Annotated in this window: 23 protein-coding genes; 15 read left to right on the forward strand and 8 right to left on the reverse strand. The window is 62.3% G+C overall.

The genetic code is table 11. The annotated features are described in order from the left end of the window. Nucleotides 1–17 precede the first annotated feature (17 nt). The 5 genes from lptB to LU684_RS13040 are packed head-to-tail and all read right to left on the reverse strand — an operon-like array spanning nt 18 to nt 3,346. Nucleotides 18–743 carry an LPS export ABC transporter ATP-binding protein gene (gene lptB, locus LU684_RS13020; protein WP_003255132.1) on the reverse strand — a complete coding sequence of 242 codons (726 nt, stop codon included), beginning with the start codon at nt 741–743 and terminating at the stop codon, nt 18–20. After that, nucleotides 744–1,268: a lipopolysaccharide transport periplasmic protein LptA gene (gene lptA / locus LU684_RS13025; protein ID WP_016485039.1), complete on the reverse strand. Its 525-nt coding sequence runs from the start codon at nt 1,266–1,268 to the stop codon at nt 744–746. Further along, complete coding sequence (lptC, locus tag LU684_RS13030) at nt 1,255–1,827, reverse strand: LPS export ABC transporter periplasmic protein LptC (RefSeq protein WP_016485040.1); 573 nt, start codon at nt 1,825–1,827, stop codon at nt 1,255–1,257. Before lptC ends, lptA begins: the two co-directional genes overlap by 14 nt. 8 nt (nt 1,828–1,835) lie before the next feature. Continuing rightward, nucleotides 1,836–2,360, reverse strand: a complete 525-nt coding sequence (locus LU684_RS13035) for a KdsC family phosphatase (RefSeq protein ID WP_023046949.1) — start codon at nt 2,358–2,360, stop codon at nt 1,836–1,838. Nucleotides 2,361–2,371: 11 nt separating this feature from the next. Further along, on the reverse strand, nt 2,372–3,346 hold the full coding sequence (locus LU684_RS13040; RefSeq protein ID WP_016485042.1) for a KpsF/GutQ family sugar-phosphate isomerase: 975 nt from the start codon (nt 3,344–3,346) through the stop codon (nt 2,372–2,374). A gap of 248 nt (nt 3,347–3,594) precedes the next feature. Here LU684_RS13040 and LU684_RS13045 point away from each other — a divergent pair, with 248 nt between their 5' ends. From LU684_RS13045 to LU684_RS13105, 13 genes are all read left to right on the forward strand, one after another. Then, nucleotides 3,595–4,404: an ATP-binding cassette domain-containing protein gene (locus LU684_RS13045; protein WP_016485043.1), complete on the forward strand. Its 810-nt coding sequence runs from the start codon at nt 3,595–3,597 to the stop codon at nt 4,402–4,404. Then, the gene (gene mlaE, locus LU684_RS13050) at nt 4,404–5,201 is read left to right on the forward strand and encodes a lipid asymmetry maintenance ABC transporter permease subunit MlaE (protein ID WP_016485044.1); all 798 of its coding nucleotides are present in this window, start codon (nt 4,404–4,406) and stop codon (nt 5,199–5,201) included. The genes LU684_RS13045 and mlaE overlap by 1 nt, the downstream gene beginning before the upstream one ends. Continuing rightward, on the forward strand, nt 5,201–5,686 hold the full coding sequence (gene mlaD, locus LU684_RS13055) for an outer membrane lipid asymmetry maintenance protein MlaD (protein WP_016485045.1): 486 nt from the start codon (nt 5,201–5,203) through the stop codon (nt 5,684–5,686). The genes mlaE and mlaD overlap by 1 nt, the downstream gene beginning before the upstream one ends. Nucleotides 5,687–5,695: 9 nt before the next feature. Next, nucleotides 5,696–6,343: an MlaC/ttg2D family ABC transporter substrate-binding protein gene (locus LU684_RS13060; protein ID WP_016485046.1), complete on the forward strand. Its 648-nt coding sequence runs from the start codon at nt 5,696–5,698 to the stop codon at nt 6,341–6,343. After that, complete coding sequence (locus tag LU684_RS13065; RefSeq protein ID WP_016485047.1) at nt 6,340–6,642, forward strand: STAS domain-containing protein; 303 nt, start codon at nt 6,340–6,342, stop codon at nt 6,640–6,642. Before LU684_RS13060 ends, LU684_RS13065 begins: the two co-directional genes overlap by 4 nt. Nucleotides 6,643–6,759: 117 nt before the next feature. After that, nucleotides 6,760–6,999, forward strand: a complete 240-nt coding sequence (locus tag LU684_RS13070) for a BolA family protein (protein WP_003255121.1) — start codon at nt 6,760–6,762, stop codon at nt 6,997–6,999. A 23-nt stretch (nt 7,000–7,022) separates the two neighbouring features. Continuing rightward, nucleotides 7,023–8,288 carry a UDP-N-acetylglucosamine 1-carboxyvinyltransferase gene (gene murA, locus LU684_RS13075; protein WP_016485049.1) on the forward strand — a complete coding sequence of 422 codons (1,266 nt, stop codon included), beginning with the start codon at nt 7,023–7,025 and terminating at the stop codon, nt 8,286–8,288. 126 nt (nt 8,289–8,414) lie between these two features. Continuing rightward, nucleotides 8,415–9,050, forward strand: a complete 636-nt coding sequence (hisG, locus tag LU684_RS13080; RefSeq protein ID WP_016485050.1) for an ATP phosphoribosyltransferase — start codon at nt 8,415–8,417, stop codon at nt 9,048–9,050. A gap of 134 nt (nt 9,051–9,184) precedes the next feature. Next, on the forward strand, nt 9,185–10,510 hold the full coding sequence (gene hisD / locus LU684_RS13085; protein ID WP_023046950.1) for a histidinol dehydrogenase: 1,326 nt from the start codon (nt 9,185–9,187) through the stop codon (nt 10,508–10,510). A 2-nt stretch (nt 10,511–10,512) separates the two neighbouring features. Beyond that, nucleotides 10,513–11,559, forward strand: coding sequence for a histidinol-phosphate transaminase (hisC, locus tag LU684_RS13090; RefSeq protein WP_016485052.1), 1,047 nt, complete (start codon nt 10,513–10,515; stop codon nt 11,557–11,559). Between the two features lie 257 nt (nt 11,560–11,816). Continuing rightward, nucleotides 11,817–12,467, forward strand: a complete 651-nt coding sequence (locus LU684_RS13095; protein WP_060517605.1) for a FadR/GntR family transcriptional regulator — start codon at nt 11,817–11,819, stop codon at nt 12,465–12,467. A 13-nt stretch (nt 12,468–12,480) separates the two neighbouring features. Beyond that, nucleotides 12,481–13,761, forward strand: coding sequence for a CynX/NimT family MFS transporter (locus LU684_RS13100; protein ID WP_060517603.1), 1,281 nt, complete (start codon nt 12,481–12,483; stop codon nt 13,759–13,761). Between the two features lie 157 nt (nt 13,762–13,918). Beyond that, nucleotides 13,919–14,404, forward strand: a complete 486-nt coding sequence (locus LU684_RS13105; protein ID WP_060517601.1) for a nuclear transport factor 2 family protein — start codon at nt 13,919–13,921, stop codon at nt 14,402–14,404. On the opposite strand, the gene LU684_RS13110 is transcribed toward LU684_RS13105, so the two are convergent. Further along, nucleotides 14,383–15,282, reverse strand: coding sequence for a hypothetical protein (locus LU684_RS13110; protein ID WP_143499763.1), 900 nt, complete (start codon nt 15,280–15,282; stop codon nt 14,383–14,385). The genes LU684_RS13105 and LU684_RS13110 overlap by 22 nt on opposite strands. Before the next feature lie 28 nt (nt 15,283–15,310). On the opposite strand from LU684_RS13110, the gene LU684_RS13115 reads away from it, so the two are divergent. Then, nucleotides 15,311–15,595: a GIY-YIG nuclease family protein gene (locus LU684_RS13115; RefSeq protein WP_016485057.1), complete on the forward strand. Its 285-nt coding sequence runs from the start codon at nt 15,311–15,313 to the stop codon at nt 15,593–15,595. On the opposite strand, the gene yejK is transcribed toward LU684_RS13115, so the two are convergent. After that, nucleotides 15,596–16,603: a nucleoid-associated protein YejK gene (gene yejK / locus LU684_RS13120; protein ID WP_016485058.1), complete on the reverse strand. Its 1,008-nt coding sequence runs from the start codon at nt 16,601–16,603 to the stop codon at nt 15,596–15,598. A 370-nt stretch (nt 16,604–16,973) separates the two neighbouring features. On the opposite strand from yejK, the gene LU684_RS13125 reads away from it, so the two are divergent. After that, nucleotides 16,974–17,255: an HU family DNA-binding protein gene (locus LU684_RS13125; protein WP_023046954.1), complete on the forward strand. Its 282-nt coding sequence runs from the start codon at nt 16,974–16,976 to the stop codon at nt 17,253–17,255. A 51-nt stretch (nt 17,256–17,306) separates the two neighbouring features. Here LU684_RS13125 and rlmF read toward each other — a convergent pair whose 3' ends face one another. Further along, nucleotides 17,307–18,260 carry a 23S rRNA (adenine(1618)-N(6))-methyltransferase RlmF gene (gene rlmF, locus LU684_RS13130; RefSeq protein ID WP_016485059.1) on the reverse strand — a complete coding sequence of 318 codons (954 nt, stop codon included), beginning with the start codon at nt 18,258–18,260 and terminating at the stop codon, nt 17,307–17,309. Between the last annotated feature and the right edge of the window lie 117 nt (nt 18,261–18,377).

Genomic DNA, 18,377 nt, shown 5'->3' on the forward strand with positions numbered 1-18,377 from the left:
CAGGCGCTTCCCCTGGGTCAGAGCCGGAACTCGTGGCCCAGGTAAACCTCTTTGACCAGGTCGTTGGCCAGGATGGTCTCGGCATCGCCTTCAGCGATCAGCCGGCCATCATTGACGATATAGGCGGTCTCGCAGATATCCAGCGTCTCGCGCACGTTGTGGTCGGTAATCAGCACACCGATGCCCTTGGCCTTGAGGTGGTGGATGATCTGCTTGATGTCACCAACCGAGATCGGGTCGACACCGGCGAAGGGTTCGTCCAGCAGGATGAACTTGGGTGCGGTTGCCAGGGCGCGGGCAATCTCGACGCGGCGGCGTTCACCACCGGAAAGGCTCATGCCGAGGTTGTCGCGAATGTGGCTGATGTGGAACTCCTGCAGCAGGCTTTCCAGCTCTTTGCGGCGGCCGTCGCGGTCGAGGTCCTTGCGGGTCTCGAGAATGGCCATGATGTTGTCGGCCACCGACAGTTTACGGAAGATCGAGGCTTCCTGCGGCAAGTAGCCGATGCCGGCACGGGCGCGGCCGTGCATGGGCTGGTGGCTGACATCGAGGTTGTCGATGAGCACGCGCCCCTGCTCGGCCTGGACCAGCCCGACAATCATGTAGAAGCAGGTGGTCTTGCCGGCGCCGTTGGGGCCGAGCAGGCCGACGATCTGGCCACTGTCGATCGACAGACTGACATCACGTACGACCTGCCGCCCCTTGTAGCTCTTGGCCAGATGCTGGGCTTTGAGGGTTGCCATTTACTCGGCCTTCTTCTTGGGCTGGATCACCATGTCGATGCGCTGACGTGGCTGGGTCACGTTGCCACCACGACCGGCGGTCGCCACCTGGGACTTGGTGTTGTAGACGATCTTCTCGCCTTCGGTCGTGTTGCCCTCGTTTTCGACCTTGGCGCGGTCGGTGAGGATCACGGTGTCTTTCTGCGCCTGGTACTGGATTGTCACTGCCCAGCCTTTCATCTTGTCTGGCTTGGCAGCGCTCTGTTGTTGCTCGAAGTAGGCCAGGTTGCCGACCGAGGTGACCACATCGATGTCGCCGTTGGCGGCGCGGGTCATGGTCACGGTGTTGCCTTTGATCATCATCGAACCTTGGGTGATGATCACGTCACCGGTATAGGTGGCCACGCCTTGCTTGTCATCCAGATGGGCCTGGTCGGCCTGGATGCGGATCGGCTGATCACGGTCATTCGGCAGTGCGAAGGCGCTCGCGCTTCCCAGTGCTGCGCTCAGGCTGAGCAAAAGGGGGAGGGTTTTAACGAGCCTCATACTGTCCTCTTACGTTAGAGAGCAGGTCCATCCTGCTTTCTTTCAAATACGCTTTCATTCCTTTGCCCGTAGTCGTGCCACCGGCGCCGTCGATTCTAACGGCTTGCTCGGTCTGCGCATATTGCTTCTGCGGGAACACGGTCATGCGTGAACTGGTAATGATGGTTTCACGCTGTTTTTCGTCGATGCGTGCAATCCGTACCTTGTCGATCAGCTCGACCTCGGTGCCGTCCGGGTTGACCTCGGCGCGAGTGCTTTGCACGTGCCACGGGTATTGGGTGCCGCGGTACAGGTGCAGGTCCGGCGTGGTCACCAAGGTGATTTCGCTGGTCTTCATGTGCTCGACCTTGTCGGCGGTCATTTCGTACTGCAGCTTGCCGTCGGGCAGAAATTGCACACTGTGGGCGTTGATCGCATAGTAGTCGATGGCGCTTTCGTCGACCTGGGCCACCGGCTTGTCGAGGAAGCTTTCCGGGCTGACATTCCAGTAGCCGACCGCCGCCAGCAGGGCGGCGATCACTGCTAGCAGCGCAATATTGCGGGCTTTCTTGCTGAACATGGGCAGCCTTACAGGTAGTTGGCGTTGGCAGCGTCCAGGGTACCCTGGGCCTGCATGATCAGTTCGCAGAATTCACGGGCTGCGCCTTCGCCGCCGCGTGCCTGGGTCACGCCGTGAGCGTGCTGGCGAACAAACGGGGCGGCGCTGGCCACGGCCATGCCCAATGCCACCCGGCGAATGACCGGCAGGTCGGGCAGGTCATCGCCCAGGTAGGCCACTTGATCATAGCTTAGGCCCAGTTCGGCGAGCAGGCCGTCAAGCACGACCAATTTGTCCTCGCGGCCCTGGTACAGGTGCGGGATGCCGAGGTTTTTTGCCCGGCGCTCGACCACAGGGGTTTTGCGCCCGCTGATGATCGCGGTGGTCACACCCGAGGCCATGAGCATCTTGATGCCCTGGCCGTCGAGGGTATTGAAGGTCTTGAACTCGCTGCCATCTTCGAGGAAGTACAGGCGCCCGTCGGTGAGCACGCCGTCTACGTCGAACACTGCCAGCTTGATGGCTTTGCCGCGTTGCATGAGGTCCTGGTTCATTCCATCGCTCCTTACATTACACCGGCGCGCAGCAGGTCGTGCATGTTCAGGGCGCCGGTCGGGCGGCCCTCGCGGTCCACCACCACCAGTGCGCTGATCTTGTGGTCTTCCATGATCTTCAGGGCTTCGGCAGCGAGCATGTCGGCGCGGGCCGTTTTGCCGTGCACGGTCATGACCTGGTCGACCAGGGTGGTGTGTACGTCGATGTTGCGGTCCAGGCTGCGGCGCAGGTCGCCGTCGGTGAAGATCCCGGCCAGCGTGCCGTCGGCTTCGACGATCACGGTCATGCCCAGGCCTTTGCGGGACATTTCAAGCAGCGCATCCTTGAGCAGGGTGCCGCGGGCTACCTGGGGCAGCTCGTCGCCGCTGTGCATCACGTTCTCGACCTTGAGCAGCAGGCGACGGCCCAGTGCACCGCCCGGGTGCGAGAAGGCAAAGTCTTCAGCGGTGAAACCGCGGGCTTCGAGCAGGGCGATGGCCAGGCAGTCGCCCAGCACCAGCGATGCCGTGGTGGAGGAGGTGGGTGCGAGGTTAAGCGGGCAGGCCTCTTGCGCGACGCGGGCGTCGAGGTTGACCTCGGCGGCCTGGGCCAGGGGCGAGTCCGGGTTGCCGGTCAGGCTGACCAGCTTGATGCCCAGGCGCTTGATCAACGGCAGCAGGGTGACGATTTCGGCAGTGCTGCCGGAATTGGAAAGCGCAAGGATGACATCATCGCGGGTAATCATGCCCATGTCGCCATGGCTGGCTTCGGCCGGGTGCACGAAAAACGCCGGGGTCCCGGTGCTGGCCAGGGTGGCGGCGATCTTGTTGCCGATATGCCCGGACTTGCCCATGCCGACCACGACCACCCGGCCCTTGCTGGCCAGGATCAGCTCGCAGGCTTTGACGAAATTGTCGTCGATGCGCGCCAGCAGGGCCTCTACGGCCTCGAGTTCCAGGCGCAGGGTGCGTTGGGCGGATTGAATCAGCTCGCTGGATTGGCTCATGTCGAGAAAGCAATGCCTGATGAAAAGGTCGCGATTATACGCGCAATGACGAAAACCCTCACCCCTTCGATTGCTGTAGCGAATGTCATCAAAGCCTGTCACGGGGCTGAACGACTGCTTGTCCGGCCTTGGGGCGGCACTGTCAGCGGTGCTATAGTTCGCCGCTATTCGGCCTGCCAGGGGCGCTTGTGCCTTCCTGATGGAGGCCGGCGTCCATTAGGACGAGGCTGCACTAGCAAGGAGTCTAGATGAGTGTGGATAGCGCCTACGCGGTCGAGTTGAAGGGGGTTACCTTCAAACGTGGTTCGCGCAGCATTTTCAGCAACGTCGACATTCGCATCCCGCGCGGCAAGGTCACCGGCATCATGGGGCCATCGGGTTGCGGCAAGACCACGTTGCTCCGCCTGATGGGTGCGCAATTGCGCCCCTCCAGCGGTGAGGTATGGGTTGCCGGCCAGAACCTGCCGACGCTGTCGCGCAGCGACCTGTTCGACGCCCGCAAACAGATGGGTGTGCTGTTTCAGAGTGGCGCGCTGTTCACCGACCTCGATGTGTTCGAGAACGTCGCGTTCCCGCTGCGCGTGCACACCCAGCTGTCGGACGAAATGATCCGCGACATCGTGCTGATGAAGCTGCAGGCCGTGGGCCTGCGGGGTGCCATCGACCTGATGCCTGACGAATTGTCCGGTGGCATGAAGCGCCGTGTGGCGCTGGCGCGGGCAATTGCCCTGGACCCGCAGATCCTTATGTACGACGAGCCGTTCGTCGGCCAGGACCCGATCGCCATGGGCGTACTGGTGCGCCTGATCCGCTTGCTCAACGATGCCCTGGGCATTACCAGCATCGTCGTTTCCCACGACCTGGCGGAAACCGCCAGCATCGCCGACTACCTCTACGTGGTAGGCGACGGCCAGGTGCTGGGGCAGGGGACGCCCGACGAGCTGATGGGCTCGGACAACCCTCGCATTCGCCAGTTCATGAAGGGCGACCCGGACGGCCCGGTACCCTTCCACTTTCCTGCGCCTGACTACCGCGCCGACCTGCTGGGAGCGCGTTGATGCGCAGAAAATCCTTACTCGAACGTGTTCGCCTGCTGGGCCGTTCGGCAATCGATGTGCTGGCCGTGCTCGGGCGTTCCTGCCTGTTCCTGTTCCATGCGCTGGTTGGCCGTGGCGGTATCGGCGGCGGCTTCCAGCTGCTGACCAGGCAGCTGTACTCGGTGGGCGTGTTGTCGCTGGCGATCGTTGTCGTGTCCGGGGTGTTTATCGGCATGGTGCTGGCGCTGCAGGGCTACAGCATCCTGGCCAGGTACGGCTCGGAGCAGGCAGTGGGGCAGATGGTCGCCCTGACCCTGCTGCGTGAGCTCGGCCCGGTGGTAACGGCGTTGCTGTTCGCCGGCCGTGCAGGGTCCGCCCTGACCGCCGAAATCGGCAACATGAAGTCGACCGAGCAGCTGTCGAGCCTGGAAATGATCGGCGTCGACCCGCTCAAGTACATCGTCGCGCCGCGCCTGTGGGCCGGTTTCATCTCGCTGCCGTTGCTGGCGCTGATTTTCAGCGTGGTCGGCATCTGGGGTGGCTCGTGGGTGGCCGTGGACTGGCTGGGCGTCTACGAAGGCTCGTTCTGGGCCAACATGCAGAACAGTGTTTCTTTCACTGACGACGTGCTTAACGGGCTGATCAAGAGCCTGGTGTTCGCCTTCGTCACAACCTGGATTGCCGTATTCCAGGGGTACGACTGCGAGCCCACCTCAGAAGGGATCAGCCGTGCCACCACCAAGACCGTGGTCTATGCCTCGTTGGCAGTGCTGGGTCTGGACTTTATTCTGACCGCCTTGATGTTTGGAGATTTCTGATGCAAAACCGCACCCTGGAAATCGGTGTCGGCCTGTTCCTCCTGGCCGGGATCCTGGCGCTGCTGCTGCTGGCCCTGCGTGTCAGCGGGCTGTCGGCCAGCCCGAGCAGCGATACCTATAAAGTTTATGCCTACTTCGACAATATCGCCGGTTTGACGGTCAGAGCTAAAGTGACCATGGCCGGTGTGACCATCGGCAAGGTCACCGCCATCGATCTGGACCGGGATTCCTACACCGGTCGGGTGACGTTGCAGCTGGACAAGTCGGTGGACAACCTGCCGACCGACTCCACGGCCTCGATCCTGACTGCCGGTCTGCTTGGCGAGAAGTACATCGGCATCAGCGTGGGCGGCGAAGATCAGGTGCTCAAGGATGGCGCGACCATCCACGACACCCAGTCGGCCTTGGTGCTGGAAGATCTGATTGGCAAGTTCCTGCTCAACTCCGTTGGCAAGGAACCGAAAGAAGCGCAACCGGCTAATTAAGGAGTATCCATGATTTCGATCCTGCGACGTGGCCTGCTGGTCCTGCTGGCGGCCTTCCCCCTGCTGACCCTGGCGGCGCAGTCGCCTCACGAGGTGGTTCAGGGCACGACCAATGAACTGCTGGGTGACCTCAAGGCCAACAAGGAGCAGTACAAGTCCAACCCCAGCGCCTTCTACGATGCGCTCAACCGCATCCTGGGCCCGGTGGTGGACGCTGACGGTATTTCCCGCAGCATCATGACCGTCAAGTACTCGCGCAAGGCCACACCTGAGCAGATGCAGCGCTTCCAGGAAAACTTCAAGCGCAGCCTGATGCAGTTCTATGGCAATGCGCTGCTCGAATACAACAACCAGGGCATCGTCGTCGACCCGGCCAAAGCCGATGACGGCAAGCGCGCCAGCGTAGGCATGAAGGTCACCGGTAACAACGGTGCCGTTTACCCGGTGCAGTACACCCTGGAAAACATCGGTGGTGAGTGGAAGGTGCGTAACGTCATCGTCAACGGCATCAACATTGGCAAGCTGTTCCGTGACCAGTTTGCCGATGCCATGCAGCGCAATGGCAACAACCTGGACAAGACCATCGACGGCTGGGCGGGTGAAGTGGCCAAGGCCAAGCAGGCAGCAGACAGCTCGCCTGACAAGGAAGTGAAATGAGTGAGGCCGGCGTAAGCATGGCTGAGCCAGGCGTTATGCGCCTGGCCGGCGTGCTGGACTACCGTACCGGCCCCGCCTTGCGCAAGCAGGGCAAGTCGCTGATCGACGCCTCCCGCGAGCCGCACCTGGTGCTGGATTGCTCGGCTGTCGAAAAGTCGTCGAGCGTTGGCCTGTCGCTGTTGCTTGCGTTCATTCGCGATGGCCAAGCCACCGGCAAGGCCTGCGAGGTCCGCGGCATGCCTGACGACATGCGGGAAATTGCCGAGGTCTATGACCTTGATGAAGTGCTGGCAACCTGATGGCCCGGCACGGATGATGGCCCCTCGGTCAGCGAAGCCCTCGTTGGGCTTCGCAGGCGGGGGGCTTTTTTGTATGATGGCCGACCCGTGCGCATCGGGCGCCGATTGAGGTTGAGCATGCAGGCCGTAGAAGTTAAAAGCTTCCTTGAAGAGAAATTGCCGGGTTCCCGGGTCGAAGTTGAAGGCGAAGGCTGCAACTTCCAGTTGAACGTGATCAGCGACGAGTTGGCTGGCCTGAGCCCGGTCAAACGCCAGCAGGCGATCTATGCTCACCTGAACCCATGGATCGCCAATGGCAGCATCCATGCGGTAACCATGAAATTTTTCAGCAGCGCAGCCTGGGCTGAGCGCACCTGAGCCAACTTGGCGGCGAGACTCCAATGGACAAACTGATTATTACTGGCGGCGCTCGCCTTGACGGCGAGATCCGCATTTCGGGCGCGAAGAACGCAGCCTTGCCGATTCTGGCGGCGACCCTGCTGGCCGATGGCCCGGTCACCGTGGGCAACCTGCCACACCTGCACGACATCACCACCATGATCGAGCTGTTCGGCCGCATGGGCATCGAGCCTGTGATCGACGAGAAGCTGTCGGTGGAGATCGACCCACGCACCATCAAGACCTTGGTTGCGCCTTACGAGCTGGTCAAGACCATGCGCGCCTCGATCCTGGTACTGGGCCCGATGGTTGCCCGTTTCGGCGAAGCCGAAGTGGCCCTGCCTGGCGGTTGCGCCATTGGTTCGCGCCCGGTCGACCTGCACATCCGCGGCCTCGAGGCCATGGGCGCGAAGATCGAAGTGGAAGGTGGCTACATCAAGGCCAAGGCGCCTGAGGGTGGCCTGCGCGGTGCGCACTTCTTCTTCGACACCGTCAGCGTCACCGGTACCGAGAACATCATGATGGCCGCTGCCCTGGCCAAGGGCCGCAGCGTGTTGCAGAACGCCGCGCGCGAGCCTGAAGTGGTCGACCTGGCCAACTTCATCAATGCCATGGGCGGCAATGTCCAGGGCGCCGGTACCGACACCATTACCATCGATGGCGTCGAGCGCCTGCATTCGGCCAGCTACCGCGTCATGCCGGACCGCATCGAGACCGGTACCTACCTGGTCGCTGCTGCCGTGACCGGTGGCCGCGTCAAGGTCAAGGACACCGACCCGACCATCCTTGAAGCCGTACTGGAAAAACTCAAGGAAGCCGGTGCCGACATCAACACCGGCGAAGACTGGATCGAGCTGGACATGCATGGCAAGCGGCCAAAGGCCGTCAACCTGCGTACCGCCCCGTACCCGGCGTTCCCGACCGACATGCAGGCGCAGTTCATTTCGCTCAACGCCATTGCCGAAGGCACCGGCGCGGTGATCGAAACCATCTTCGAAAACCGCTTCATGCACGTTTACGAAATGCACCGCATGGGCGCGCAGATCCAGGTCGAGGGCAACACTGCCATCGTCACTGGCGTCAAGTCGCTCAAAGGTGCCCCGGTCATGGCCACCGATCTGCGTGCGTCCGCCAGCCTGGTGCTGTCGGCGCTGGTTGCCGAAGGCGATACCCTGATCGACCGCATCTACCACATCGACCGTGGTTACGAGTGCATCGAAGAGAAACTGCAGATGCTCGGCGCGAAAATCCGCCGCGTACCGGGCTAATAGCCCGCAGGTGCAAGGATGCACCTTCGGGCTAATAGCCCGCAGGTGCAAGGATGCACCTTTCGAATTGAATGCGGCCAGGTCGATGACCTGGCCGGCAGCAGCCGCTTAAGGACCGACGTTCCAATGTTGACCATCGCGCTTTCCAAAGGCCGTATTCTCGACGACACCCTGCCGTTGCTGGCCGAGGCCGGTATTGTGCCGACCGAGAACCCGGACAAGAGCCGCAAACTGATCATCCCCACCACGCAGGACGATGTGCGCCTGCTGATCGTGCGTGCGACCGATGTGCCGACCTATGTCGAGCATGGTGCCGCCGACCTGGGTGTGGCCGGCAAGGACGTGCTGATGGAGTACGGCGGCCAGGGTATGTACGAACCCCTGGACCTGCAGATTGCCCAGTGCAAGCTGATGACTGCCGGCGTGGTCGGCGCACCCGAGCCCAAGGGCCGCCTGCGCGTGGCCACCAAGTTCGTCAACGTAGCCAAACGCTACTACGCCGAACAGGGCCGTCAGGTCGATATCATCAAATTGTACGGTTCGATGGAACTGGCACCGCTGATCAACCTCGCCGACAAGATCATCGACGTGGTCGACACTGGCAACACTCTGCGTGCCAACGGCCTGGAGCCCCAGGACCTGATCGCCACGATCAGCTCGCGCCTGGTGGTCAACAAGGCTTCCATGAAAATGCAGCACGCCCGTATCCAGAGCCTGATCGACACGCTGCGTCAAGCAGTCGAATCGCGACACCGCGGCTGACTCTCTACCGACTGCGCGCGGCTTTCGCCGTCGCGCCCGTCTATCCGCGTCATAGCCACTTTTCTCGGGTGCCCGCGCGGATGGACTGGTAGCCTAGGGTGCCTGAGCATTCGCTAATAATCGAGGCCCTCGCCATGACCGTGTCCACTGCAATTGCCCGTCTCAACGCTGCTGATCCGGATTTCGCCCGACATCTGGATCATCTGCTGAGCTGGGAGAGTGTGTCCGATGACGCGGTCAACCAGCGCGTGCTCGACATCATCAAGGGCGTGCGCGAGCGCGGCGATGCGGCACTGGTAGAGTTCACCCAGCGTTTCGACGGCGTTTCGGCCAACAGCATCGATGACCTGATCCTCGGTCGCGAGCGCCTGGAGCTGGCCCTGACCCGCATTACCCCGGTCCAGCGCGAAGCCTTGGAAAAGGCCGCCAACCGCGTGCGCATGTACCACGAACGGCAGAAGCAGGACTCCTGGCAGTACACCGAGGCCGACGGCACTGTGCTGGGTCAGAAGGTCACCCCGCTGGACCGTGCAGGCCTGTATGTGCCGGGCGGCAAGGCGTCGTACCCTTCGTCGGTGCTGATGAACGCCATTCCGGCCAAGGTTGCCGGCGTGGCCGAAGTGGTAATGGTAGTGCCGACCCCGCGTGGCGAGGTCAACGAACTGGTGCTGGCTGCCGCCTGCATCGCCGGTGTGGACCGCGTATTCACCGTCGGTGGTGCCCAGGCGGTTGCTGCACTGGCCTACGGCACCGAAAGCGTGCCGCAGGTGGACAAGATCGTCGGCCCGGGCAACATCTACGTAGCCACCGCCAAACGCCACGTATTCGGCCAGGTAGGCATCGACATGATCGCCGGCCCGTCGGAAATCCTCGTGGTATGCGACGGCCAGACCGACCCGGACTGGATCGCCATGGACCTCTTCTCCCAGGCCGAGCACGATGAAGACGCCCAGGCCATCCTGGTCAGCCCGGATGCCGCATTCCTCGACCGTGTTGCGGCCAGCATCAGCAAGCTGCTGCCGACCATGGAACGTGCCGACATCATCGAGAAGTCGATCAATGGCCGTGGTGCACTGATCCAGGTGCGTGACATGCAACAGGCCATGGATGTGGCCAACCGCATTGCCCCGGAGCACCTGGAACTGTCGGTGGCCGACCCGCAAGCCTGGTTGCCGCACATTCGCCACGCTGGCGCGATCTTCATGGGCCGTCACACCAGCGAAGCGCTGGGCGATTACTGCGCCGGGCCCAACCACGTGCTGCCTACCTCCGGCACCGCGCGGTTCTCGTCGCCGTTGGGGGTGTATGACTTCCAGAAGCGTTCGTCGATCATTTTCTGCTCCGAGCAGGGCGCGTCCGAGCTGGGCCACACGGCTTCGGTCCTGGCCCGTGGCGAGTCGCTGACCGCCCACGCCCGCAGCGCCGAATACCGTATCCTGACCCAAGAGAAGGGGAACTGAGCATGAGTCGATTCTGGAGCCCCTTCGTCAAGGACCTGGTGCCTTATGTGCCGGGCGAGCAACCCAAGCTGGCCCGTCTGGTCAAGCTGAACACCAACGAAAACCCCTACGGCCCGTCGCCCAAGGCGCTGGAGGCCATGCGTGGCGAGCTTAACGACAACCTGCGCTTGTACCCGGACCCGAACGGTGACCGGCTGAAGCAGGCGGTCGCCGAGTACTACGGCGTAACCCCGGCGCAAGTGTTTGTCGGCAACGGCTCGGACGAGGTGCTGGCGCACATCTTCCACGGCCTGTTCCAGCACGATGCGCCGCTGTTGTTCCCGGACATCAGCTACAGCTTCTACCCGGTCTATTGCGGCCTGTACGGTATTGCCTTCGAGCAGGTGGCGCTGGATGAGCAGTTCCAGATCCGCATCGAGGACTACAACAAGCCAAATGCCGGCATCATCTTCCCCAACCCCAATGCGCCGACTGGCTGCCTGATGCCGCTGCAGGCGGTGGAACAGTTGCTGCAGGCCAACCGTGACTCGGTGGTGGTGGTCGATGAGGCCTACATCGATTTCGGTGGCGAGACGGCCATCAGCCTGGTGGACCGCTACGACAATCTGCTGGTTACCCAGACGTTGTCGAAGTCGCGCTCGTTGGCTGGCTTGCGGGTGGGGCTGGCGGTAGGGCATCCGGACCTGATCGAGGCGCTGGAGCGGATCAAGAACAGCTTCAACTCCTATCCCTTGGACCGTGCTGCGATCGTTGGCGCGGCGGTGGCATTCGAAGACCGCGAGTATTTCGAGGAAACCTGCCGCAAGGTGATCGAGAGCCGCGAGGTCTTGGTCAGGCAGCTTGAGGCCAAGGGTTTCGAGGTACTGCCTTCGGCCGCCAACTTCATCTTTGCCCGCCACCCGCACCAAGATGCCGGCGAACTGGCTGCACGCCTGCGCGAGCAAGGTGTGATCGTGCGCCACTTCAAGCAGCCGCGCATTGCCCAGTTCCTGCGCATTACCATCGGCACGCCAGACATGAACCAGGCGCTGCTCGATGCGTTGAACTGACGTGATTGATGGCCCTGCGCTTCCACAGAGCAGCTGCTAACTGCCTGATTTAGCAGTCGCCCTGTGGGAGCGGGCTTGCCCCGCGAACACCGGCGAAGCCGGTGCCAGGCACCGCGCCCCCTATTCGCAGGGCATGCCCACAGCCTAACGGCTGCTCTCTTCGACCCCGAACGCCTGGGTTCAAATACCTGGTGGTTTGCCCGGCTGCCCGATATCCACTAAGCTCTGTCGATTCATCGGATGATTGGTTGAGTGAGATGGGTACCGAGTTGACCAAGCGCTCTCTCGTGGAGCTGGCCGTGGAGCGCATGCGCGAGCGTATCGTGATGGGCGATTGGCAGGTCGGGCAGCGCTTGCCGACTGAGCCGGAGCTGGCCCATCAGCTGGGCATAAGCCGCAACACCGTGCGCGAGGCGATGCGCGTGCTGGCTTTCAGTGGCCTGGTGGAAATTCGTCAGGGCGACGGTAGCTACTTGCGCACGGCGCATGACCCCTTGCAGGCGGTGCAGGCAATGTCGCGCTGCACCCCGGAGCAGGCCCGGGAAACCCGCCATATCCTTGAGGCTGAAGCCGTTGGCCTGGCGGCGCTGCGCCGAACGGATACTGATCTGCAAGCGCTGCGTGATGCCTTGGCCGGCAGTGCCGGGCACTTTCACGGGGATGTCGATGAATATGTAGCGTGCGACCTGGTATTTCACCAGCGGCTGGTCGATGCCGCGCACAACCCGGCGTTAAGCGAGCTGTACCGGTACTTTGCCGGGGTGGTGGCGGCTGCTCTGAAGCACAACATGGCAACCGTGCCCCGTTGCCAGGCCACGTTCGATCTGCATGGGCAGATCCTCGACGCCATCGAACAACGTGATGCGGAGCGGGCCAAGCGCCTGAGCCGTACCCTCATCGAATCCTGACTCCGAGAAGGCCATGGCTGAATCCATAACCCATAACACCCCGCGCAACGAGCGCGACCTCGATGAGCTTTTGATCGATGCCGAAGCTGACGATGAGCAGGTTCAGCAGCAACCTGTGGTGTTGCGGCGGCCTTGGCTGTTGCTGCTTGGCCTGGTGCTGGTTGCATTGAACCTGCGCCCGGCGCTGTCGAGCATGGCGCCGGTGCTGGGGCAGGTGTCCGAGGGCCTCGGGCTTAATGCCTCGCAGGCCGGCTTGCTGACCACCTTGCCGGTACTTTGCCTTGGCTTGTTTGCCCCGCTGGCACCGGTGCTCGCGCGGCGCTTTGGCAGCGAGCGGGTGATCCTCGGCATTCTCGTCACCCTGGCGCTAGGCATCGTGGTACGAAGCGCCTTTGGGGCTGTCGGGGTGTTTCTCGGCAGCCTGATGGCGGGGGCCAGCATCGGCATCATCGGCGTCTTGTTGCCAGGTATCGTCAAACGCGACTTCCCGCAACATGCTGGCACGCTGACTGGCGTCTACACCATGGCGTTGTGCCTGGGTGCGGCGATGGCGGCGGGGGCGACGGTGCCTTTGGCCCAGCATTTTGAGGGTGGCTGGGCAATGGGGCTGGGCTTCTGGGCGTTGCCGGCGTTGCTGGCCATGTTGGTGTGGCTGCCGCAGGCGCGACGGGGGCATGGCCTGCACAAGGTGGCCTATCGCGTGCGTGGCCTGTGGCGTGACCCGCTGGCCTGGCAGGTAACCCTGTACATGGGCCTGCAGTCATCGCTGGCGTACATCGTGTTCGGTTGGTTGCCGTCGATCCTCATCGGCCGCGGCCTGAGCCCGACCGACGCAGGCCTGGTGTTGTCGGGGTCGGTGATCGTGCAACTGGTCAGTTCGCTCAGTGCGCCCTGGCTGGCCACCCGTGGCAAGGACCAGCGGCTGGCCATCGTGCTGGTCATGCTCATCACCCTGGCCGGCCTGTTCGGTTGCCTGTATGCACCGTTGTCCGGGTTGTGGGGATGGGCCGTGGTGCTGGGCCTGGGGCAAGGTGGCACCTTTGCCCTGGCGCTGACCTTGATCGTGCTGCGCTCGAAAGATGCCCATGTGGCGGCGAACCTGTCGAGCATGGCCCAGGGGGTAGGTTACACCCTGGCGTCGATGGGGCCGTTTGCGGTGGGCCTGGTGCACGACATCACCGGGGGCTGGGCGGCACTGGGCTGGATTTTTGCCGTGCTGGGCATTGGCGCCATCGTATTCGGGCTGGGTGCCGGGCGTGCTTTGCATGTGCAGGTGACCTGCGAGAAAGTTTGAGGCCCGTGCTGGCACTGCCGGCGCTATCGCGGGTAAAGCCGCTCCCGCTGGCATTGCACACATTTTGCGGGCAGCGTGATCCCAGTGGGGCCGGCACTGGCATAAGCCTGCGGGGCAGATTATGGTGCTGTTTTCGAGCCCTGGACGGACCTGCCCCATGAGCGACGCCAACCGCGACCTGATCACCCGCTTCTACCAGGCTTTCCAGCGCCTGGACGCCGAGGCCATGGTGGCCTGTTACAGCGACGATATCGTTTTCAGCGACCCGGTTTTCGGCACCCTGCGCGGCAGGGATGTGGGCGACATGTGGCGGATGCTCGCTACCCGGGCCAAAAACTTCACCCTGGCATTCGACAGTGTGCGCGCCGACGAGCGCAGTGGCGGCGCGCACTGGGTGGCGACCTACCTGTTCAGCCAGACCGGCCGTGTTGTGGTCAACGACATCCAGGCACGGTTTGTGATTCGCGACGGGTTGATCTGCCAGCATGACGATACCTTCGACTTGTGGCGCTGGTCGCGGCAGGCGTTGGGTGTGCCGGGTATGTTGCTGGGGTGGTCACCCATGCTCAAGAACAAGGTGCGCCAGCAGGCCTTCAAGGGCCTGCGGGCTTACCAGCACAGTCAGGGCAGCGCTACAGCCTGATCGCCGTCGTGGTAGCTGAACCTGGCACCGTCCTGCAGTGACTTCGGCAGTTGTATGCGGATGACGGGAATGAAGCTGCCGTGGGTCTGGTGCCAGTCGCGTTGGTCCGCCTGAGCCTGCTCAAGCGCGCCGTATGGGCCGTCGATGTAGAAGAACGATTGGATGGGCAAGCTGCCGGAGCGTGCTTCGTCCCACGCGCCGATCATCACCTCGTTCCACGGGAATGGCATTTCAGCGGCGAACAATTGCTTGACCCGCAGGCTTTGGTGGAAAGCCTCGGCCCGCTCCGGCACCCGGGCGCGCTGGATGTCGAAGGCACATTGCTGTTTGTAGTCACCGGTTTTTCTGAACTGTGCGATCCAGTCCTCGGCCGTCAGGATGCCTTGCTCATGGCAGACGGTTTCGACATCCGCCGTCTGGCGGTTGTCGCCGCAGCCGCGGGAGCCGCGTTCCCAGGTATCGCCATCGCTGGGCATGGCGCAGAGCATTTCATAGCGCAGGGTGCCTTTGGGCCTTTGCAGCATGGGGTGCAGGGTGAAACCGCTGCGGCCATCTTCTGCCAGGCGGGTCACCGGAATATCTGCGCGCAGGTAGGAAAACGACACCGCACCTTTGGCCTTGGAGTTGGGGCTGTGGTGCCAGGTGTGATACGCGGGCGAGGGCCGGGTCGACCTTAGCAGCACCCCGGAACAGGCATGGGCGGGTACGGCTTCGCCCTCGCATTGTGGCGGGGTCGCGTCGTAGTTGGCCTGCATTTTTTGGGCGACCTTTGCGCCGATCGAGGCGTTGGCGGTAACGGCGATGGTCGACAGCGTTGCACCGAGCAGTATTTGCGGTAGTGTGCGGAACATGATGTAGCCCTCAAGCGTTGGGCTCACCAAATTAATCATCGAAAGAGCTGGCGTCGTGAGTGAAGAATTGCCGCAACCGGTAGCGAAACCCTGGTATGTCTACCTTGTGCGTGCCGCCAATGGTTCGCTCTACTGCGGCATCAGTGACGACCCGCAGCGGCGTTTCGTGGCGCATCAGAAAGGGCAGGGCGCGCGGTATTTCAAGACCAGCCCCGCGCAGGCGCTGGTGTATGTGGAGCAGTGGCCGAACAAAGGCGAGGCATTGCGCCAGGAGCGCCTGGTGAAGCGGCTGCGCAAGTCGGCCAAGGAGGCGCTGGTCGCCTCCTATGCAGGCAGCTGATCAGTCCTTGCGGCGCTTGAGCTGATCGACCAGCTGCGTTGGCAGGCCCTTGATGACCAAGGTACCAGCCTCTTCGTCATATTCAACCTTGTCCCCCAGCAGGTGCGCCTCGAAGCTGATCGACAGGCCTTCGGCCCGGCCAGTGAAGCGACGGAACTGGTTGAGGGTGCGTTTGTCTGCGGGGATTTCCGGAGACAGGCCGTAATCCTTGTTGCGGATATGGTCGTAAAACGCCTTGGGCCGGTCCTCGTCGATCAGGCTGGACAGCTCTTCCAGCGTGACCGGTTCGCCCAGCTTGGTCTGGGTGGTGGCGTAATCGACCAGGGTCTGGGTCTTTTCGCGGGCAGACGCTTCCGGCAGGTCTTCGCTCTCGACGAAGTCACTGAAAGCCTTGAGCAGGGTGCGGGTTTCGCCTGGGCCGTCGACGCCTTCCTGGCAGCCGATGAAGTCGCGGAAATAGTCCGAGACCTTTTTGCCGTTCTTGCCCTTGATGAACGAAATGTACTGTTTGGAACTCTTGTTGTTCTGCCATTCCGACAGGTTGATGCGCGCTGCCAGGTGCAGCTGGCCAAGGTCTAGGTGGCGCGAAGGCGTTACATCAAGCTCGGCGTTCACTGCCACGCCTTCGCTGTGGTGCAGCAGGGCAATCGCCAGGTACTCGGTCATGCCTTGCTGGTAATGGGCAAACAGGGTGTGCCCGCCGGTGGACAGGTTGGACTCTTCCATCAGCTTTTGCAGGTGTTCCACCGCCACGCGGCTGAAGGCGGTGAAGTCCTTTTCCTCATCGAGGTACTGCTTCAGCCAGCCACTGAGCGGGTAGGCCCCAGACTCACCGTGGAAAAAACCCCAGGCCTTGCCTTGCTTGGCGTTGTAACTGTCGTTGAGGTCTGCCAGCAGGTTTTCGATGGCATCGGATGCGGCCAGCTCGGCGTCGCGGGCATGCAGTACAGCAGGGCTGCCATCGGGCTTTTTGTCGATCAGGTGAACGATGCAATGACGGATTGGCATGGGATTCTCGGCGAGCTGCAAAAGTTGGCAAGTTTACCCTAGACACAAGGTGATGCAGTGGCCGTATGTTGGCAGATATGTCGGTTGTTCGTTTTTTGTTCAGTTTTCTGCGTTTTAGGCTAAAACCCCCGAAAAACCTGCATTAAATCGAAGTGCGCAGCGGATATTTATCCATTCCTGTGGTAGTTTTGCGCGGTCTTGCGCCCCTCGTGTGGCGCAGTGCTGGCAGCGTGCTGTCGTCGTGTCGAACCAAACGCCGATTTATGTATCTACATACGCAATTGGCGCGGCCCTCCACTGTAAGGGGCTGGCCCGATAACGTCGTAGTTCGCTGCATAACCATCGAATTTGATAGGGAAGGAACACCACCATGGCATTGACCAAAGACCAACTGATTGCCGACATCGCCGAATCGATCGCCGCGCCAAAAACCACCGCCAAGAACGCTCTGGAGCAACTGGGCCAGATCGTTGCCGACCAGCTGGAAAACGGCGCTGAAATCACTCTGCCAGGCATCGGCAAGCTGAAAGTCTCCGAGCGTCCTGCCCGTACCGGCCGCAACCCTTCGACTGGCGCTGCCATCGAAATCGCTGCCAAGAAAGTCGTCAAGTTCGTTCCAGCCAAAGTGCTGACCGATGCCATCAACAAGTAATTGTTGAAGCGTTGACAAAAACCGCGCCTGGCTTGCCCAGGCGCGGTTTTTTCATGCCTGGGTTTTACGCCGGGCGTGCCAGGCCTTGCGCGCGGCGTCGTCCTGGAAGCTCCAGGCGACCATGCGGCTCTGCTTCTGGCCCTGGCCCATGTCATGGATGCGCACGGCTTTGGCGCCTGCTTTGCTGAGCGCAGCCTCGATACCCGGCAGGTTGCTGGCTTTGGATACCAGGCTGGTGAACCACAACACCTGCTCGGCGTATTGCACGCTTTCGCCAACCAGTTGGCTGACAAAGCGGATTTCACCGCCTTCACACCACAGTTCATTGTTCTGGCCGCCGAAGTTCAGCACCGGCAGCTTGCGCTTGGGGTCCTGCTTGCCCAGGTTCTTCCACTTGCGTTGGCTGCCACGGGTGGCTTCCTCGCGCGAGGCATGGAAGGGCGGGTTGCACAGGGTCAGGTCGAAGCGGTCGTCGTCCTGCAGCAAGCCGCTGAGAATATGCGCGCGGTTGGCCTGCTGGCGCAGGGTGATGGCCTTGCCCAGGCCATTGGCCTGGACAATGGCTTTGGCCGAGGCCAGGGCCACGGGGTCGATGTCCGAGCCGAGGAAGCGCCAGCGGTAGTCACTGTAGCCCAGCAGCGGGTAGATGCAGTTGGCGCCAACGCCGATATCCAGCGCACGCACCTTGGCGCCCTTGGGGATTTCACCCGCATTGTCGTCGGCCAACAGGTCGGCGGCCACGTGGATGTAGTCGGCGCGGCCGGGAATGGGCGGGCACAGGTAGTCGGCGGGGATGTCCCAGTGCTGAATGCCGTACTGGGCCTTGAGCAGGGCACGGTTGAACACCCGCACGGCTTCGGGGTTGGCGAAGTCGATGCTGGGTTTGCCGTGTGGGTTGGTAATGGTGAAACGGGCCAGGTCAGGGTGGGCCTTGATCAGGCTGGGGAAGTCGTAACGGCCCTGGTGGCGGTTGCGCGGGTGCAAGGTGGGTTTGTTTTGGGTCATGCTCGGGTCCGGTGCTGCAGGTGCTGGCCAGAGGGCCGCTGTGGGCCCATTCGCGGCACAAGGCCGCTCCCACAGGATAGCGGCGCCCTTCAAACCGGCGCCGTCCCTGTAGGAGCG

It is taken from the genome of Pseudomonas sp. NMI542_15, from assembly GCF_021283425.1.
Classification (GTDB): Bacteria; Pseudomonadota; Gammaproteobacteria; order Pseudomonadales; family Pseudomonadaceae; genus Aquipseudomonas; species Aquipseudomonas fortuita.

Bases quoted from the DNA above. Each gene is read 5' to 3' on its own strand.
- lptB (WP_003255132.1), bottom strand. From the start codon at position 743: ATGGCAACCCTCAAAGCCCAGCATCTGGCCAAGAGCTACAAGGGGCGG.
- lptA (WP_016485039.1), bottom strand. From the start codon at position 1,268: ATGAGGCTCGTTAAAACCCTCCCCCTTTTGCTCAGCCTGAGCGCAGCA.
- lptC (WP_016485040.1), bottom strand. From the start codon at position 1,827: ATGTTCAGCAAGAAAGCCCGCAATATTGCGCTGCTAGCAGTGATCGCC.
- LU684_RS13035 (WP_023046949.1), bottom strand. From the start codon at position 2,360: ATGAACCAGGACCTCATGCAACGCGGCAAAGCCATCAAGCTGGCAGTG.
- LU684_RS13040 (WP_016485042.1), bottom strand. From the start codon at position 3,346: ATGAGCCAATCCAGCGAGCTGATTCAATCCGCCCAACGCACCCTGCGC.
- LU684_RS13045 (WP_016485043.1), top strand. From the start codon at position 3,595: ATGAGTGTGGATAGCGCCTACGCGGTCGAGTTGAAGGGGGTTACCTTC.
- mlaE (WP_016485044.1), top strand. From the start codon at position 4,404: ATGCGCAGAAAATCCTTACTCGAACGTGTTCGCCTGCTGGGCCGTTCG.
- mlaD (WP_016485045.1), top strand. From the start codon at position 5,201: ATGCAAAACCGCACCCTGGAAATCGGTGTCGGCCTGTTCCTCCTGGCC.
- LU684_RS13060 (WP_016485046.1), top strand. From the start codon at position 5,696: ATGATTTCGATCCTGCGACGTGGCCTGCTGGTCCTGCTGGCGGCCTTC.
- LU684_RS13065 (WP_016485047.1), top strand. From the start codon at position 6,340: ATGAGTGAGGCCGGCGTAAGCATGGCTGAGCCAGGCGTTATGCGCCTG.
- LU684_RS13070 (WP_003255121.1), top strand. From the start codon at position 6,760: ATGCAGGCCGTAGAAGTTAAAAGCTTCCTTGAAGAGAAATTGCCGGGT.
- murA (WP_016485049.1), top strand. From the start codon at position 7,023: ATGGACAAACTGATTATTACTGGCGGCGCTCGCCTTGACGGCGAGATC.
- hisG (WP_016485050.1), top strand. From the start codon at position 8,415: ATGTTGACCATCGCGCTTTCCAAAGGCCGTATTCTCGACGACACCCTG.
- hisD (WP_023046950.1), top strand. From the start codon at position 9,185: ATGACCGTGTCCACTGCAATTGCCCGTCTCAACGCTGCTGATCCGGAT.
- hisC (WP_016485052.1), top strand. From the start codon at position 10,513: ATGAGTCGATTCTGGAGCCCCTTCGTCAAGGACCTGGTGCCTTATGTG.
- LU684_RS13095 (WP_060517605.1), top strand. From the start codon at position 11,817: ATGGGTACCGAGTTGACCAAGCGCTCTCTCGTGGAGCTGGCCGTGGAG.
- LU684_RS13100 (WP_060517603.1), top strand. From the start codon at position 12,481: ATGGCTGAATCCATAACCCATAACACCCCGCGCAACGAGCGCGACCTC.
- LU684_RS13105 (WP_060517601.1), top strand. From the start codon at position 13,919: ATGAGCGACGCCAACCGCGACCTGATCACCCGCTTCTACCAGGCTTTC.
- yejK (WP_016485058.1), bottom strand. From the start codon at position 16,603: ATGCCAATCCGTCATTGCATCGTTCACCTGATCGACAAAAAGCCCGAT.
- LU684_RS13125 (WP_023046954.1), top strand. From the start codon at position 16,974: ATGGCATTGACCAAAGACCAACTGATTGCCGACATCGCCGAATCGATC.
- rlmF (WP_016485059.1), bottom strand. From the start codon at position 18,260: ATGACCCAAAACAAACCCACCTTGCACCCGCGCAACCGCCACCAGGGC.